Origin of the sequence: Luteibacter sp. CQ10, assembly GCF_040900725.1 — a bacterium.
GTDB lineage: Bacteria > Pseudomonadota > Gammaproteobacteria > Xanthomonadales > Rhodanobacteraceae > Luteibacter.
Genome location: NZ_JAEUYM010000004.1, coordinates 361,683 through 378,755 on the forward strand (window position 1 = coordinate 361,683; position 17,073 = coordinate 378,755).

Below are 17,073 nucleotides of genomic sequence, written 5' to 3' on the forward strand. Positions count from 1 at the left end.
TCTTCCTGATGACGCGTGGAATGGGTTGTCAGGCGGCGTGCGCCGGTCCTTCGGCCGCATGCGAAATGGCCGCGGCGAGCACCTGCTCCTGGGTGAGGCCGACGTTCTTGAAGTCGCCGCGCAGCTTGCCCTCGCCTACGACGAGCACGCGGTCGCTCACGCCCAGCACTTCGGGCATCTCCGACGACACCATGACGATGGCGACGCCGCGAGCCACCAGTTCGAACATCAGCGTGTAGATGTCGTACTTGGACCCGACGTCGACGCCGCGCGTCGGCTCGTCGAGGATGAGCACCTTCGGGTCGGGCAGCAGCATTTTGGTGAGTACCGCCTTCTGCTGGTTGCCGCCGGACAGCCCCACGATGGCCAGCTCCGGGCTCGCCGTCTTCACCCGCAGGCGCTTGATCTCGGCATCCACCGTCTGCAGCTCGGCCTGCCGGTCGATGGTGCCCGCATGCGCATAGTGCGAGAGCACGGCCAGGGTGATGTTGTCACCCACGCCCATGAGCGGGACGATGCCCTGGCGCTTGCGATCCTCCGGCACGAGCGAGAGCCCGGCCTTGATCGCCTGCTCGGGGTTCTTCACCTTGATCGGCTTGCCTTCCAGGAACAGCTCGGCCTCGTAGCGACCCGGGTACGCACCGAAGATGGCCGATACGAGCTCCGTGCGGCCCGCGCCGACGAGACCGGCGATGCCGAGGATTTCGCCCCGATGCAGCTTGAACGAGATGTCGTCGACGCGCTTGCGTTGCGGGTTGGTCACGTCCCAGCAGGTGACGTGCCGCGCCTCGAAGACCACGTCGCCGATGGCGTGCTCGACGCGCGGGAACAGGTTCTCGATCTCGCGGCCGACCATCGCCGTGATGATCGAATGCGTGGTCATCTCGCTCATCGGCTTGGTGACGATGTGCTTGCCGTCGCGGATCACGGTGACCGTGTCGCACACGCGCGCCACCTCGTCGAGCTTGTGCGAGATGTACACGCAGGCCACGCCTTCGCGCTTCAGGTCTTCGATGATCGACAGCAGGATGTCGGTTTCCGCCGAGGTCAGCGACGACGACGGCTCGTCGAGGATCAACAGGCGCGCGTTCTTCGCCAGCGCCTTGGCGATCTCGAACAGCTGTTGGTAGCCGCCACCGTAGTTCATCACCGGCGCGGCCACGTTCACGTCCTTCAGCTTCAGCCGGGCGAGCAGGGCCTCGGCCTTGGCGTACATGGCGTCGTAATCCATCACGCCGCCGAACTTCGTGCTCTCGTTGCCGAGGAAGATGTTCTCGGCCACGGAAAGCTGCGGCACCAGCATCAATTCCTGGTGGATGATGACGATGCCCGCGGCCTCGCTGTCGCGCACCGAAGCCGCCTTCAGCGGCTTGCCGTCGAAAAGGATCTCGCCTTCCCACGTGCCATGGGGATACACGCCCGACAGCACCTTCATCAGGGTGGACTTGCCGGCACCGTTCTCGCCGCACAGGCCCACGCATTCGCCGGGCCGCACCGCGAGGCTGATGCCGTTGAGCGCGCGCACGCCGGAAAACTCCTTGACGATGTCGCGCATCTCGAAGAGGTAGTCGCTCACGGTCGTTCCTTATGCATGGCGGCGCCCGGACGGGCGCCGCCGGATCGTACGGCGGTCAGTTGCCGACCTGGGCCTGGGTGTAGAAGCCGTCCTTCACCACGATGTCGACGTTGGCCTTCGTGAGCGGCTGGGGCGTGAGCAGGATGGTGTCCACGTCCTTCTTCCCGTTGTTCATCTTGGAGGTGAACTGGGGCGCTTCGCCCTTGGCGAACTGCACGGCCAGGTTGGCCGCGTCGGTGGCGATCTGCTTGATCGGCTTGTAGACCGTCATGGTCTGCGTACCCGCCTTGATGCGCTTGACGGCGGCGAGGTCGGCATCCTGGCCCGAGACGGCCACCTTGCCAGCGAGCTTCTGGCCCTGCAGCGCCGCGACGGCACCGCCGGCGGTGCCGTCGTTGGACGCGACGATGCCCTGGATGTTGTTCTTGTTGGCGGTGAGCGCGTTCTCGATGATCGACTGCGCGTTCGAGGCGAGCCATTCGTTGGTCCACTGCTGGCCGGCGATCTTGACGGCCCCGCTCTTGACGAGGGGATCGAGCACCTTCATCTGGCCTTCGCGCAGGATCTTCGCGTTGTTGTCGGTGGGCGCGCCGCCGAGCAGGAAGTAATTGCCCTTGCCGCCCGTGGCGTCGACCACGCCCTGGGCCTGCATCTCGCCGACCTTCTCGTTATCGAACGAGATGTAGGCGTCGACGTCGGCGTTGAGGATGAGGCGATCGTACGAAATCACCTTGATGCCGGCCTTCTTCGCCTCGGCCACCACGGTGGTGAGCGTCTTGGCGTTGAACGGCACGATCACGATGACGTCGACCTTGCGCGCGATCAGGTTCTCGATCTGCTGGATCTGCTTCTGCTCGTTGGCGTCGGCCGACTGCACGGAAACGGTGGCACCCTTCGCCTCGGCCGCCGCCTTGAAATAGTCGCGATCGCGCGTCCATCGCTCCACGCGCAGGTCGTCGATGGAGAAGCCGATCACCGGTTTATCCTTGCTCGCATGCGCCTGCGGTGCGGCGAACACGCCGGCCGCGGCCATCGATACGGCCAGCAACGTTGGTAGGGCCTTGGGTTTCATGCTCTTCTCCATGCGTAAGGGGTCGCCCGTTCAGGAAGGGCGGGAATCGTCGCGTTGGGCGGCGTGGGAATACAACGGTTTCATCCGCTCGTAACTGAGGCGGAACAGAGGGTGGCGCGTTTGCAGGAAATAATCATGACGCGCTGCATCGGGCTCGCGCACGGCGGTGACCCCCGGCATCGGGCATACCTCGTCCAGCGACGCATCCGGCTCCACGGCCAGGCGGGCCAACCGCGCGGCGCCGAGGGCCGGGCCCACTTCGCCGCCGCTGCGCAGCACCAGCCGCTTGCCGAGGATGTCGGCGAGCATCTGCGTCCAGTAGGCGCTGCGCGAGCCGCCGCCGATCACCGTGATCTCGTCGGCGACCAGGCCGGTGCCTTCCACGGCCAGCAGGCCGTCGAGCAGGCCCAGGCCCACGCCCTCGAGCGTGGCGTTCGCCAGGTCGGCCCGGTCGGTGTCGGGGCCGAGGTTCGTGAACGAGCCGCGCGCGTGCGCGTCGTTGTGCGGCGTGCGTTCGCCGGTGAGGTAAGGCAGGAACAACGGGCCGTTTTCGTGCAGGCCCTTCGCCTCGGCGTCCGCCAGCAACGCGGGAACGTCGCGGAATCCGGTAAGGCGCGCGGTGAAGTCCAGGCAGCTCGCCGCGTTGAGCATCACCGACATCAGGTGCCAGGTATCGGGCAGCGCATGGCAGAAACTGTGCACCGCCGTTTCGGGACTGGCGCGGAAGCCGTCGGACACGGCGAAGTACACGCCCGACGTGCCCAGCGAAAGCATGGCCTGCCCATGTCGCACGATCCCCACGCCGACCGCGCCGGCGGCGTTGTCGCCACCGCCGGCGGCGACGGGCACGGTGTCCATGCCCCAGCGATCGGCGAGTTCCTTGCGCAGGCGCCCGGCGGGGTGGCTGCCCTCGAACACCAGCGGCATGTGCGAACGGTCGAGGCCGGTCGCCTCGAGCATCGCGTCGCTCCATGCGCGCTTACGCACGTCGAGCCATAGCGTGCCCGCCGCGTCGGACGCATCGGTTATGTAATCGCCGGTGAGCCGCAGGCGAAGGTAATCCTTCGGCAGCAGCACCTTCGCCACCTTCGCGAACACCTCCGGCTCGTGCTTGCGCACCCACGCGAGCTTGGGCGCGGTGAATCCCGGCATGGCGAGGTTGCCAGTGATGTCGCGAAAGCCCGGCACGCGCTCGAGCGCCTCGCACTCGAGGTCGGAACGGCCGTCGTTCCACAGGATGGCCGGACGCAGGACGCGGTCGGCGTCGTCGAGCAAGGTGGCGCCGTGCATCTGGCCGGAAAGTCCGATGGCGGCGACGCGACGCGCGTCCACCGCCTTGAGGACGTCCGTCACCGCCGTCTCGGTGGCGTACCACCATGCGTGCGGATCCTGCTCGGACCACCGGGGCTGCGGATGGGAAACCGACAGCGGGCTGGACGCGGTGGCCCGCACCGCGCCGGCGCCGTCGAGAAGCACGGCCTTCACCGATGAGGTGCCGAGGTCTATGCCGAGGTAAAAACGAGCCGAAGCGTCCATGTCGTGTTTCATATCACCCGTAGATATAGCGGTTGACGATGTTTTCGAGCAACTCCTGGTGGCCCGATACGTGCGTCGGGTGCAGGTCGCGCGCGACGGCCTCGTCGGCCAGCGAGGCGAGCGTGAAACCGCCCTCCAGGATGGACGAGCCGAAGTCGCCCTCCCAGCCCGCGTACCGCTTCGCCTTCAGTTCGGCCAGCGTGTCCTTCTCGATCATCTTCGCCGCACGCTCCAGGCCCAACGCCAGCGTGTCGATGGCGCCGATGTGGCCGTAGAAGAGATCTTCCGGCGCATGGCTCTGGCGACGCACCTTGGTATCGAAGTTGAAGCCGCCGGTGGTGAAGCCGCCCGCGCGCAGGATCTCATAGGTGACGAGGGTCATTTCCTCGACGCTGTTGGGGAACTGATCGGTATCCCAGCCGTTCTGCGGGTCGCCGCGATTGGCGTCGATCGATCCGAACACGCCCAGCGCGATCGAGGTGGCCACCTCGTGGTGGAACGAGTGCCCGGCCAGCGTGGCATGGTTCGCCTCGAGGTTGGTCTTCACCTCGTTCTCGAGACCGAATTCCTTGAGGAAGCTGTACACCGTGGCGGTGTCGTAATCGTACTGGTGCTTGGTGGGCTCCTGCGGCTTGGGCTCGATGAGGATCGTGCCCTTGAAGCCCAGTTTGTGCTTGTGCTCGACCACCATCTGGAAGAACCGGCCCATCTGCGCGCGCTCGCGCTTGAGGTCGGTGTTGAGCAGCGTGTCGTAGCCCTCGCGGCCGCCCCACAGCACATAGTTGGCGCCGCCCAGCCGATGCGTGGCCTCCATCGCGTGGCGCACCTGCGTGGCCGCATAGGCGAACACCTCGGGCTGCGGATTGGTGGCGGCACCGGCGGCGTAACGCGGATGGCTGAACAGGTTGGCGGTGCCCCACAGCAGCTTCATGCCGGTCTCGGCCTGCTTCTTCTCCAGCACGTCGACCATGGCGGCGAAGTTGTTGCGGTACTCGGCCAGGCCGTTGCCCTCGGGCGCCACGTCGGTGTCGTGGAAGGTGTAGAACGGCGTGCCCAGGCGCGAGAAGAAATCGAAGGCCGCATCGGCCTTCTCGCGCGCCTTCGCCATCGGCTCGCCGGGCTGCTGCCAGGGCCGCTCGAAGGTGCCCGCGCCGAACACGTCCGAGCCCGGCCAGACGAAGGTGTGCCAGTAGCAGGTGGCCAGGCGCAGGTGCTCGGCCATGGTCTTGCCCAGCACCACGCGCCCGGCGTCGTAATGGCGGAAGGCCAGCGGGTTGTCCGAACCGGGGCCTTCAAAGGCGATCTTCGGGATGCTCGAGAAATACGACATAACGATTCCTTGACGAACCAATGGGGAGTAAGGGATTCCTTCGATGCTCGGCCAGCGCGCCGTTTTCGCGCAATTGCGATTTCCGACGGGGCGGCAGGCTTTTTCATTGCCGCGCTGCGTCATGTCCCCGACCCCGTGATCCTGCTACTTTCCCAGGCCATGTCACCGCATCGCATCGCACTGCTGTTCAACGCCAACAAGGTGTACGACCGCCAGGTCATCGCCGGCATCGGACACTACCTCAACAGTACCCGCGTCGAGTGGGACCTCTTCATGGAAGAGGACTTCCGCAGCCGCATGCGGGACATCCACCAGTTCCAGGGCGATGGCGTCATTGCCGATTTCGACGATCCCGAGGCCGAGGCGACGCTGCGCGACCTGCACATCCCCGTGGTCGCGGTCGGCGGTTCGTACCAGGATCCGGCCGATTACCCGGTCGGCGTGCCCTACATCGCCACCGACAACGCCCGGCTGGTGCGCCTGGCCTACGACCACCTCATCGAGCAGGGGCTCAGCCGGTTCGCCTTCTACGGCATCCCGCAGAATCCCGGAAGCCGGTGGGCCCAGGAGCGCGAACGCGCGTTCGCGTCCATCGTGGAAGAGGAATCGGTCGAAGGCATCGTCTACGAGGGCCAGTCGACCACCGCCGGCGGCTGGGGCACGGCGGTGGAAGAACTGGTGGCCTGGCTCACCGCGTTGCCCAAGCCCATCGGCATCATCGCGGCCACCGATGCCCGCGCCCGGCAGCTGCTCCAGGCCTGCGTGATCGGCGGCATCGCGGTGCCCGGCCAGGTGGCCATCGTCGGCATCGATAACGATCCGATGGCCCAACTGCTCACGCGCATCCCGCTCACTTCCGTGATCCAGGGCGCCGAGGAAATGGGCCGCACGGCCGCGCACCTGCTGCACCAGATGCTGCGCGGCGTGGATTGTTCCACCGCCCGCGTGCTCGTGCCGCCGGTGGGCATCAGCGTGCAGGCGTCCAGCAAATACCAGCCGCTGCGCAGTCCGCACGTGATGCGCGCCAGCCACTACATCCGCCAATACGGCTGCCTCGGCATCAAGACCGAGCAGGTGGCCGACTATGTGGGCGTGTCGCGCACCGTGCTCGAGGAACACTTCAAGCGCGAGCTGAAGCAGACCGTGCACCAGGCCATCCTGCAGCACAAGCTCGACACCGCCTGCCAGCTTATCGCCGACTCGGAGGCCCCGCTCGCCGAGATCGCGGTGCGCTGCGGTTTCACCTCGCTGCAATACATGTACGCGGTGTTCCGTCGCGAGTACGACTGCACCCCGCGCCAGTACCTCGACCTCCATCGCACCCCGACGGCCGCTACCTGAGTCCGCCCTGAGCCCATGCCCGTTTCCTCAGCCACCGCCTGGGGCCAGTTGCCCGACGGCCGCACCCTGCATCGCTGGACCCTCCGCAACGCCACCGGCTCACAGGTGGACGTCACCGACCTCGGCGGCACGCTGCTCTCCTGGCAGGCGCCCGATCGCCAGGGCCGCGTGGGCGAGGTGCTGCTCGGCCATGCCGACGCCTCGCAATACATCGCGTCCGACGCCTACATGGGCGCCATCGTGGGTCGCTGGGCCAACCGCATCCGCGGCGGCCGCTTCACCCTCGACGGGGTGGATTACAAGGTCGACCGCAACGACCACGGCAATCACTTGCACGGCGGCGTGCACGGCTTCCACCTGCAACGCTGGGACGTGGAACCGGACGGCGACGGCCTCGCCCTGAGGCTGGTATCCCCCGAGGGCGACGGTGGTTTTCCGGGCGAGGTGCGCGTCGACCTGCGCATGCGCCTGGAAGACGACGGCACGCTCGACCTGCGCTATGTCGCCACCACCGATGCGCCGACACCGCTCAGCCTCACCGCGCACCCCTATTTCAATCTCAACGAGCGGCGACCGGACATCCGCGACCACGTCATCCGCATCGACGCCGACGAATTCCTCGCCATCGAGGCCGGGGCCATTCCCGTCGGGCGTCAGCCGGTGGCCGGCACGGCGTTCGATTTCCGCGAGGCGGCGCCGATCGGCTCGCGCCTGCACTGGCCCGATCCGCAGCTGAAGCTCGTGGGCGGTTTCGACCATTGCTACGTGCTGAACGCGGGCTCCCGCGCCGCCGCCGTGGTGACCGAGCCCTGGAGCGGCCGTCGCCTCACCCTGGAGACCGACCGGCCCGGATTGCAGTTCTACAGTGGGCAGAAGCTCACCGGGCAGCCGGCCCGGCAAGGGGAGGACTATAAGCCCTTCGCCGGATTCGCCCTGGAGGCGCAAGCCTTTCCGAACCAGGTGAACACGGCCGAGGCCGAAGGGGCGATCCTGCGCCCCGGACAGACCTGGCGTCAGCACACCCGGTACCGCATCGATACCGTCTGATCCCTCGGTTGGGGAGCTAGCTACCGAAGGGGTGGGAGCCGATCGTATCGGCGAATCCTGCGAAGCGGGCCCATCCGGGTAACATAGGGGGATGTCCCTCATCCAACTCCTCAACGTCGACTACAGCGTCGGCGGCCCGCTCCTGCTCGAACAGGTCGGCCTTTCCCTCGACGCCGGCGAGCGCGTCTGCGTCGTCGGTCGCAACGGCGCGGGTAAATCCACGCTGCTCAAGCTCATCGCCGGCGAGCTGCACCCCGACGACGGCGAGATCCGCCTGCAAGGTGGCACCCGCATCGCCCGCCTCACCCAGGAAGTACCCCAGGACACCTCCGGCAGCGTGTTCGACGTGGTGGCCGACGGCCTGGGCGAGCTGGGCCACCTGCTCGCCCGCTACCACCACCTGCTCGAAGAGGGCGACATGGACGGCCTGGGCGAGGTGCAGTCGAAGATCGAGGCGCAGAACGCCTGGGATCTCGATTCCCGCGTGCAGCAGGTGATCGAACGCCTGGAGCTTCCCGCGCACACCGATTTCGCCGATCTCTCCGGCGGCATGAAGCGCCGCGTGCTGCTGGGCCAGGCGCTGGTCCGAGACCCGAACCTGCTCCTGCTCGACGAACCCACCAACCACCTCGACATCGAGGCCATCGCCTGGCTCGAAGGCTTCCTCAAGAACTTCGCCGGCGCCATCGTCTTCATCACCCACGACCGCAGCTTCCTGCGCTCGCTCGCCACGCGCATCGTGGAGATCGACCGCGGCCAGCTCACCAGCTGGCCGGGCGACTACGACAACTACCTGCGCCGCCGCGAAGAACGCCTGCACGCCGAGGCCCAGGCCAACGCGCACTTCGACCGCAAGCTCGCGCAGGAGGAGGTGTGGATCCGCCAGGGCATCAAGGCCCGCCGCACCCGCAACGAGGGCCGCGTGCGCGCGTTGAAGGCCATGCGCCGCGAGCGTTCCGAGCGACGCGAGGGCGCCGGCACCGCGAAGATGAACCTCGCCAACGCCCAGGCATCGGGTCGCAAGGTGGTCGACGCCGAGCACATCACCCAGGCCTACGGCGGCCGCACGCTGATCCGCGACTTCACCACCACGATCATGCGCGGCGACCGCGTGGGCATCATGGGCCCGAACGGCGCCGGCAAGTCCACGCTGCTGAAGATCCTGCTCGGCCAGCTCAAACCGCAGGAGGGCGAGGTCACGCTCGGCACCGGCCTGCAGGTGGCCTATTTCGACCAGCACCGCATCGCGCTCGACGACTCGATGAACGCGCTGGACAACGTGGCCGAGGGCCGCGAATACATCGAGCTCAACGGCCAGCGCAAGCACATCATCGGCTACCTGCAGGATTTCCTGTTCTCGCCCGAACGTGCCCGCGCGCCGATCACGCGCCTTTCCGGCGGCGAGCGCAATCGCCTGCTGCTGGCGAAGCTGTTCGCGCAGCCGTCGAACCTGCTGGTGATGGACGAACCCACCAACGACCTCGACGTGGAAACCCTCGAACTGCTCGAGGAACTGCTCGGCGAATACACCGGCACGTTGTTGCTGGTGTCGCACGATCGCGACTTCATCGACAACGTGGTGACCAGCACGCTGGTGCTGGAAGGCGACGGCGCCATCGGCGACTACGTGGGCGGCTACAGCGACTGGTTGCGGCAGAAGCCCGTGGCCCAGGTCAAGGCCGCGCCCGCCGCGCCGAAGTCGGCCGCGCCGGCTCCCGCGCCGGTGGCGCCAAAGAAGAAGCTCTCGTTCAAGGAGCAGCGTGAGCTGGAACTCCTACCCGCGAAACTGGAGCAGCTCGAAGCGGAGATCGCTAAGCGCACCGCGGCGATGAACGATCCGGCGTATTTCCAGCAGGACGCGGCGGCGATCACGAAGGCCAACGACGCGCTGGTGAAGCTGCAGGCCGAGCTCGAGACCGCCTTTGCCCGGTGGGAAGAACTCGAAGGCTGAGGCGAAAACCGGATGCATCGCGCTGGGTTCCTGCGTGCGCAGGAACGACGTGAGGGATAGGTGCGTCGCGCCACGATCTTGCAGCTCGTCGTTCCTGCGCACGCAGGAACCCAGCGCGACCACGCTCGGGAAGGCGCCGGAGCCACATCGGCTCTAAAGCCGGAATACCTCCACCACCCGCGCCAACTCCGCCGCCTGCCCCTCCAGGCTCTTCGCCGCCGCGGCCGCCTCCTCCACCAGCGCCGAATTCTGTTGCGTCGAGTCGTCCATGCGCGACACCGCGTGGTTGATCCGTCCGATCTGCTCCGACTGCGCCTGCGACGCGCGGCTGATCTCTCCCATCAGCCCGCTCACGTCGCCGATACGGCCGATCACCCCTTCCATGGCGCGTCCGGCCTCGGTCACCAGGCCATGGCCTTCATCCACGCGCTGCACCGACTCGGTGATCAGCGACTCGATCTCCCGTGCCGCCGTCGCGCTGCGTTGCGCGAGGTTTCGCACTTCTTCCGCCACCACCGCGAAGCCCTTGCCCTGCTCGCCCGCGCGCGCCGCCTCGACGGCCGCGTTCAACGCAAGGATGTTGGTCTGGAACGCGATGCCGTTGATGATGCCGATCACGTCGACGATGCGTTGCGCCGACGCCTGGATGCCGTTCATCGCCTCGACCGCTTCGCGCAGCGCGCCGGCCTCCTGCACCACGGCCACGCTCGCGCCTTCCGCTAACGTGCTCGCGCGCGCGGCATTCCCCGCGTTGTCGCGCACGGTGCGGGTAAGCAGATCCAGGCTCGTCGCCGTGAGCTGCAATTCATGGGCCTGCGTTTCCGTACGTTGCGACAGATCGACGTTGCCCGCCGCGATTTCCGCCGTGCTGGCCGCCATGCTCACCGACGCGCTACGTACCGAGCGGGCGATGTCGCCCAGGCCGTTGCCAATGCCGTCGATGGCGTTCATGAGCTGGCCGATCTCGTCGCCGCGCTCGCTCGCCAGGCGCGTCGTGAGGTCGCCGGAAGCCAGCCGCTCCGCGGCTTCGACCGACACCGACAACGGCCGCGTGATGCGCGTGCGCACCACGATCACCAGCAACAGGGAAAGCACGGCCACCAGCACGACGGCCGTGCCTGCCGCGATCGTGCGCAAGCGCGTCACCGGACCGTACAGCTCGTCCAGGTCGACCACGCCCGCCACCAGCCAACTCCACGCCGGGTCGGTGGCGAAAACGGCCAGTTTCTCGCCACCGGCCACGCGATAGCGAAGCTCGCCCTGCTTCGCCGACAGCATGCGGCCGAACACGGGCCGGCCGTCGGTATCGAGTACCTTCAGGGCGGCGCCCTCTGCCGTCGTGCCCGACGGATCGACGACGAACGACCCATAGCGCTTGCCCGCCGCGGCATCCACCACGACGTAATGGCCGCTCGAGCCGATGCGGATGGCCGATATCTCGCGACGCAGACCCTCCATCTCGCTGGCGATCTCCACGCCGACGAAGAACACGCCGATGACCGTGCCCGACGCATCGCGGATCGGTTCGTAACGGGTGACGAACGGTTTGCCGAACAGCACGGCCGGACCACCGTACCCCTTGCCCGACAGCAACAGCGGAAACGCCGGGTGCGCATGGTCGATCGACGTTCCCACCGCGCGCGTGCCGTCCTCTTTCTTCAACGAGGTGGCCACGCGGACGAAGTCCTGCCCATCGCGCACGAACAGCGTCGCGATCACGTGGGTACGCGCGGAGAAATCGTCCACCGCGGCGAAATCGCCGTTGAGCGTCTTGCCGTCGTGCATCAGCACGGGCACCGAGCGTCCGGCCAAGGGCACGCGGCGGTTGGCGTCCACGGTGACGCCGCGCGGGTAGTAGCCTTCGAAGATGGCGAGGAAGCGGTCGGATTCGGCGAGCAACGCGCCGCCGAAGGTGTTCACTGTGGCGATGATCGAACGGTTGCCGCGGGCGAGATCGTCGCGCGCACGCGTCTCTAGCTCGCGCGAGACGAGGGTGGTGATCACCACGGTAAGTACGGCGATGCCCACGGCGACGATGCCCACCACGAGCAGCGTCAGCCGGGCACCCACGCTCAAGCCGCGCCGGGAGGCGCGACGGATGGATTCGTTCATAGAAGGCCCTGCGATGGCAGCGGGACCGCGCGGCACGCGGTCTCCATGTTCCTGTGTCGGCAGGGGACGGGCGAGCTTTAATCCTGAGCTCGATCAACCCGTGTTCTGGAGCCCCTGCGACACCCCGTTCACGCAAGCCACCAGCGCCCCCAGCAGCGCATCGTCCTTGCCACCCGACGCCCGCCAGCGTTTCAGCAGATCCACCTGGAGCAGGCTCATCGGATCCACGTACGGATTGCGCAGGCGGATCGACGTCGCCAGGCGCGGTTCGCCCGCCAGCAACTCGCTCGCCCCCTTCAGCTTCAACACCCAGCCCACCGTGCGCTCGAACTCCTCGCGCACCAGCGGGAAGAACCGCTCGTGCAAGGGTCCGGCCAGCTTCGAGAACGCCTCGGCGATATCGATGTCGGTCTTGGCCAGCACCATCTCCACGTCGTCGAGCATCGTGGAGAAGAAAGGCCAGTCGTTGGCCATCTGCAGGAGCGTGGCTTCCGCGCCCTCTTTCGCCATCGCGTCGAGGGCGGACCCCAACCCGTACCACCCCGTGAGCACCGCGCGGCATTGCGTCCACGAGAACACCCAGGGAATCGCGCGCAAGTCTTCCACGCCCTTCATGCTGCGACGACGCGCGGGGCGCGAGCCGAGCGTCATGCGCTCGATCACGTCGATGGGCGTGGCGCCGCGGAAGTAATCGACGAAGCCCTCGCGATCGACGAGCTCGCGATACGCCTTGCGGCTGGCATCGGAGAGCTTCGCCATGACGTCTTTCCAGCCGTTCTCGCGCACCTCGGCCACGCGTGGGCGCAGCGAGGCACGCATCACCGCGCCGAGCGTCTGCTCCAGGTTGCGCACCGCGAGCGCACGGATGCCGTACTTGCGGTGGATCACCTCGCCTTGCTCCGTCACGCGCAGCACGCCGGCCACGGAACCGCGCGGCGACGCCATCAGGGCGGGCAGGATGCGCGAACCACCACGACTGGCGGAGCCGCCGCGACCATGGAAGAACGCCACGCGGATGCCCGCCTTCGAGGCGACTTCCAGCAACTCGACCTGCGCGCGTTGCAGGCTCCACTTGGAGGCGACCGTGCCGCCGTCCTTGCCGCTGTCCGAATAGCCCAACATGATCCATTGCCGGTCGCCGCGCGACTTCAGGTGCGCGCGGTAGACCGGATCGTCGAGCAGTTCGCGCAGCGTATCCGGGCCACCCTTGAGGTCGTCGATGGTCTCGAACAACGGTGCCACGTCGAGCGGCACGCGCCCGTCCTCGAGCAGGCCGCCCCGCCGCGCCAACGCGAGCACGGCAAGCACGTCGGCGGCGGTCTCGGCCATGCTGATGATGTAGAGGCCCGTGGCCTCGGTGCCGTAACGCTTGCGCGAATCCGCCAGGGTGGCGAACACCTCGCGCAACAGCCCGGCCGCGTCGTGGTCCGCGCCGGAGACGAAGCTGCGCTCGCCCGCCGCGTAGGGACGCAAGGTCTTCACCCGCGACGCCGCGTCGCGATCCGCCCACCCGGCGTCGCCCAGCAGCGCCGCCAGCGCGTCGTCGTGCACGCGGGCATCCTGGCGCACGTCGAGCCTTGCGAGATGGAAGCCGAACGTGCGAGCCCGCCAGAGCAGGCGCGTGACCGCATAGGCACCCGCATGGCGGCCACCGTGGTGAAGCAGGCTGTTCTCCACCGTCACGATGTCGTCGATGAATTCATCCGCGGAGCGATAGCCGTTCGCGGCGTCGTCGAGCGTGGCTTCCAGTCGCGCGGCGACAAAAACCAGGAACGACCGATACGGCATGTCGGCGTGACGGGGACGGATACGTTCGGCCGCCGCGGGGAACGTCGCACGGTAGGCATCGAGTCGCTTGCCCAGCGCCGGATCGAGCTTCACCCGGTCGTCGGTCTGGCTGAGCAGGCGGCCGAGCGCGTTCACGTCCTCGACGTAGCGTTCCAGCACGAGGCTGCGCTGCGCGGAGAGCGTGGAGGCGATGGTCTGCGCGTTGACGTTGGGATTGCCGTCCATGTCGCCGCCGACCCAGGTGGCGAAGCGCAGCACGCGCGGCGGGGTCACGCCTTCGCCGTAGGTCTCGTCGATGGCCTGCTGCAGCGATTCGTAGAGCGCGGGTAGCACGCGATAGATCGGCCGGGACACATAAAAGCCCACGTGATCGAACTCGTCCGACACGCTGGGCCGCACGGGCGAGGCCTCGGCCGTCTGCCAGCCCGCCGAGAGCGCCATGAGGATGCGCGCGTCGTCGTCGCGACGTTCCTGCGGCGTGCGCGTCGGGTCGAACTCGTCGACCAGCGCGCGGACGATCTCCTGCTCCTTCTCCAGCAACGAGCGGCGCACGGCCTCAGTGGGATGCGCGGTGAACACCGGCTCGACGTCCAGGCGCCCCAGCAGCGTGATCAGTTCCTCGCGGCTGACGCCTTCCTCCTTCAGCAGCGCCAGCACGGCCGCCAGCGACTCGGGCTGGTGCGCCCCGCCCTCGCGCTGGTAATCGCGGCGGCGGCGGATGCGGTGCACGCGCTCGGCAACGTTCACCGCCTGGAAATAGGTGGCGAAAGCCCGGGCCAGGGCCTCCGCGTCGGCGGCGTCCAGGCCGGTGAGGTGGTCGGCCAGGGCCTCCACGTCGGCCCCGGTACGGCGGCGCTGGATGGCCGTGGTGCGCACGTTCTCCACGCGCTCGAAGAAGGCCTGCCCGCCCTGTTCGGCGAGCATCTGGCCCACGAGGGCGCCGAGTCGACGCACGTCCTCGCGCAGGGGGCCGTCGTGGGGCAGGAATTCAGGATCGCGTGCGGCTTCCATCGGACTCTCGCTGGGTGTGGAATCCCGAGAGTACCTAATTTCGCGTGTTCATCCCTTCATGCGGATTCCGCGATAGAATGATGGACCGTTTCGCCCGCCGAGGGGCGCTGCGACCGGAGGGGTTCCCCCGAAGGCCAGGCTCGGCGCGGCTTCCCGCACAACGGCGCCCCCGTGATCTTCCGGAGCTACGCCCATGAACGCCGTCACCAAAGATTCGTCCTTCCAGGACTACAAGGTCCGTGACATCTCCCTGGCCGACCTCGGCCGCCGCCGCATTCGCATGGCGGAAGAGGAAATGCCGGGCCTGATGCAGATCCGCGCCCGCTACGCCGCCGAGAAGCCCCTCAAGGGCGTGCGCCTCTCCGGCTCGCTGCACGTCACCAAGGAAACCGCCGTGCTCGCCGAGACCCTGCGCGAGCTGGGCGCCTCGGTCCGCTGGGCCTCGTGCAACATTTTCTCCACGCAGGACGACGTGGCCGCCGCCCTGGCCGCCGGCGAGCTGCCGGTGTTCGCCTGGAAGGGCGAGTCGCTGGAGGAATACTGGGAATGCACGCTCGACATGCTCACCCACCCGGGCGAACTGGGCCCGCAGCTGATCGTCGACGACGGCGGCGACGCCACCCTGTTCATCCACAAGGGCGTCGAGCTCGAAGACGGCAGCGACTGGGTCAACACCCCGAGCGGCAACCACGAAGAGCAGGTCATCAAGAACCTGGTCAAGAAGACGGCCGCCGCGCGTCCGGGCTGGTTCAAGAAGATCGCCGCCGAGTGGAAGGGCGTGTCCGAGGAGACCACCACCGGCGTGCACCGCCTCTACCAGCTCGCCGAAGCCGGCAAGCTGCTGGTGCCGGCCATCAACGTCAACGATTCGGTCACCAAGAGCAAGTTCGACAACCTCTACGGCTGCCGCGAATCGCTCGCCGACGGCATCAAGCGCGCCACCGACCTCATGGTCGCCGGCAAGGTCGCCGTGGTGTGCGGCTACGGTGACGTGGGCAAGGGCTGCGCGCATTCGCTCAAGGGCTTCGGCGCCCGCGTGATCGTCACCGAAATCGATCCGATCAACGCCCTGCAGGCGGCGATGGAAGGTTTCCAGGTCACCACCGTCGAAGACACCCTCGGCATGGCCGACATCTACGTCACCACCACGGGCAACAAGGACATCATCACGCTCGAGCACATGGCGAAGATGAAGAACAACGCCCTGGTCTGCAACATCGGCCACTTCGACAACGAGATCCAGATGGATCGCCTGAACGCGTCGAAGGATGCCACCCGCGAGACCATCAAGCCGCAGGTGGACCGCTACACCTTCGCCTCCACCGGCAACAGCATCTACATGCTCGCCGAAGGCCGCCTGGTGAACCTCGGCTGCGCCCACGGCCACCCGAGCTTCGTGATGTCGAACAGCTTCTCCAACCAGACCCTCGCCCAGCTCGACCTGTGGGCGAACAAGGACAAATACGAGAAGACCGTGTATCGCCTGCCGAAGAAGCTCGACGAGGAAGTGGCCCGCCTGCACCTCGCGCAGATCGGCGTGAAGCTCACCACGCTCACCAAGGAACAGGCCGACTACATCGGCGTGCCGGTGGAAGGGCCGTACAAGCCGGATCATTATCGTTACTGATCGGGCGGGTTGTTGACTCGTGAGAAAGGCGCCCTTGGGGCGCCTTTCTTTTGTCTCGAACGCGGCTTAGCGTTATGGGTTGCATCGATACATCATGAGCGGATCCGACTGAGAAACAACTCAGCGTTACGTATCGCCTGGAGCGCTCGCTTCGCAGGATTCGCCGATACGATCGGCTCCCACCCCCTTCGGTAGCAGGCGACGGCTGATGGGGATGTCAGGCGACTACATACAACACGGACGTGTTTTGGTAGTTTCGTGTCGTTGCCTGCGCCGTGTGTCGAATGCGCTGCACAGGCAACCATCGCTCGATGCGGTGAGAAGCGCGGGCCAAGGGTGGTAGCACACCGCGAGGCCCGCTGACCCAACCAACTTAATCGGAGTTGATTCGGCTATGTCGAAGTCTAAGGCATTACCCCGCTTGCCGCTTCCCCGCGGCGACACCCTCAACGGTTACCGGGCCGTCTGGCGTTCTTCCAGACACGGTTGACGAACCGCGGCGCCCGCCGTTCGGGCTTGAGATGTTTCTTGCGGTTCTTACCCGGCGTGGTCACGTGCGCCCGTAAGACGTGGTAGGGCGTCGCCTGCTTCCTCGATCAAAGCGTTTCCGGTGCCCGGTCACGGGCAGGCCGGTGAGATCTCATGGCCTTGGGCGATGTGTTTCATCGCGGCACGTCGTTGG

At 67.1% G+C, this 17,073-nt stretch carries 10 protein-coding genes and 1 riboswitch; of the genes, 4 read left to right on the plus strand and 6 right to left on the minus strand.

Features of this window, described 5'->3' with window-relative positions:
* Positions 1 to 28: 28 nt before the first annotated feature.
* From JNG39_RS17480 to xylA, 4 genes are read right to left on the minus strand one after another with little or no spacing between them, the layout of a single operon-like run.
* A complete protein-coding gene (locus tag JNG39_RS17480) occupies positions 29 to 1,576 on the minus strand; it encodes a xylose ABC transporter ATP-binding protein (RefSeq protein ID WP_368313242.1) in 1,548 nt (515 codons plus the stop codon).
* Between the two features lie 55 nt (positions 1,577 to 1,631).
* A complete protein-coding gene (gene xylF, locus JNG39_RS17485; protein ID WP_368313244.1) occupies positions 1,632 to 2,648 on the minus strand; it encodes a D-xylose ABC transporter substrate-binding protein in 1,017 nt (338 codons plus the stop codon).
* Positions 2,649 to 2,678: 30 nt separating this feature from the next.
* Entirely contained in the window at positions 2,679 to 4,184 is a 1,506-nt protein-coding gene (gene xylB, locus JNG39_RS17490; RefSeq protein WP_368313245.1) for a xylulokinase, read from the minus strand.
* A 13-nt stretch (positions 4,185 to 4,197) separates the two neighbouring features.
* Complete coding sequence (gene xylA, locus JNG39_RS17495; protein ID WP_368313246.1) at positions 4,198 to 5,514, minus strand: xylose isomerase; 1,317 nt, start codon at positions 5,512 to 5,514, stop codon at positions 4,198 to 4,200.
* 159 nt (positions 5,515 to 5,673) lie between these two features.
* On the opposite strand from xylA, the gene JNG39_RS17500 reads away from it, so the two are divergent.
* From JNG39_RS17500 to JNG39_RS17510, 3 genes are all read left to right on the plus strand, one after another.
* Positions 5,674 to 6,855 (plus strand): XylR family transcriptional regulator, encoded by a 1,182-nt coding sequence (locus tag JNG39_RS17500; RefSeq protein ID WP_368313247.1) that lies wholly within the window; start codon positions 5,674 to 5,676, stop codon positions 6,853 to 6,855.
* A 15-nt stretch (positions 6,856 to 6,870) separates the two neighbouring features.
* Entirely contained in the window at positions 6,871 to 7,902 is a 1,032-nt protein-coding gene (locus JNG39_RS17505) for an aldose epimerase family protein (protein ID WP_368313248.1), read from the plus strand.
* A 91-nt stretch (positions 7,903 to 7,993) separates the two neighbouring features.
* Entirely contained in the window at positions 7,994 to 9,853 is a 1,860-nt protein-coding gene (locus tag JNG39_RS17510) for an ATP-binding cassette domain-containing protein (protein ID WP_368313250.1), read from the plus strand.
* Positions 9,854 to 10,006: 153 nt separating this feature from the next.
* On the opposite strand, the gene JNG39_RS17515 is transcribed toward JNG39_RS17510, so the two are convergent.
* Positions 10,007 to 11,965 (minus strand): Cache 3/Cache 2 fusion domain-containing protein, encoded by a 1,959-nt coding sequence (locus JNG39_RS17515; RefSeq protein WP_368313251.1) that lies wholly within the window; start codon positions 11,963 to 11,965, stop codon positions 10,007 to 10,009.
* Between the two features lie 93 nt (positions 11,966 to 12,058).
* Positions 12,059 to 14,764 (minus strand): phosphoenolpyruvate carboxylase, encoded by a 2,706-nt coding sequence (gene ppc, locus JNG39_RS17520; protein WP_368313252.1) that lies wholly within the window; start codon positions 14,762 to 14,764, stop codon positions 12,059 to 12,061.
* 93 nt (positions 14,765 to 14,857) lie between these two features.
* Positions 14,858 to 14,940: riboswitch (S-adenosyl-L-homocysteine riboswitch) on the plus strand.
* A 17-nt stretch (positions 14,941 to 14,957) separates the two neighbouring features.
* Here ppc and ahcY point away from each other — a divergent pair.
* On the plus strand, positions 14,958 to 16,391 hold the full coding sequence (ahcY, locus tag JNG39_RS17525) for an adenosylhomocysteinase (protein WP_368313253.1): 1,434 nt from the start codon (positions 14,958 to 14,960) through the stop codon (positions 16,389 to 16,391).
* Positions 16,392 to 17,073: the final 682 nt, after the last annotated feature.

Coding starts and splice junctions, on each gene's coding strand:
- ahcY (WP_368313253.1), top strand. CDS start 14,958: ATGAACGCCGTCACCAAAGATTCGTCCTTCCAGGACTACAAGGTCCGT.
- xylA (WP_368313246.1), bottom strand. CDS start 5,514: ATGTCGTATTTCTCGAGCATCCCGAAGATCGCCTTTGAAGGCCCCGGT.
- xylF (WP_368313244.1), bottom strand. CDS start 2,648: ATGAAACCCAAGGCCCTACCAACGTTGCTGGCCGTATCGATGGCCGCG.
- JNG39_RS17510 (WP_368313250.1), top strand. CDS start 7,994: ATGTCCCTCATCCAACTCCTCAACGTCGACTACAGCGTCGGCGGCCCG.
- xylB (WP_368313245.1), bottom strand. CDS start 4,184: ATGGACGCTTCGGCTCGTTTTTACCTCGGCATAGACCTCGGCACCTCA.
- JNG39_RS17505 (WP_368313248.1), top strand. CDS start 6,871: ATGCCCGTTTCCTCAGCCACCGCCTGGGGCCAGTTGCCCGACGGCCGC.
- ppc (WP_368313252.1), bottom strand. CDS start 14,764: ATGGAAGCCGCACGCGATCCTGAATTCCTGCCCCACGACGGCCCCCTG.
- JNG39_RS17515 (WP_368313251.1), bottom strand. CDS start 11,965: ATGAACGAATCCATCCGTCGCGCCTCCCGGCGCGGCTTGAGCGTGGGT.
- JNG39_RS17500 (WP_368313247.1), top strand. CDS start 5,674: ATGTCACCGCATCGCATCGCACTGCTGTTCAACGCCAACAAGGTGTAC.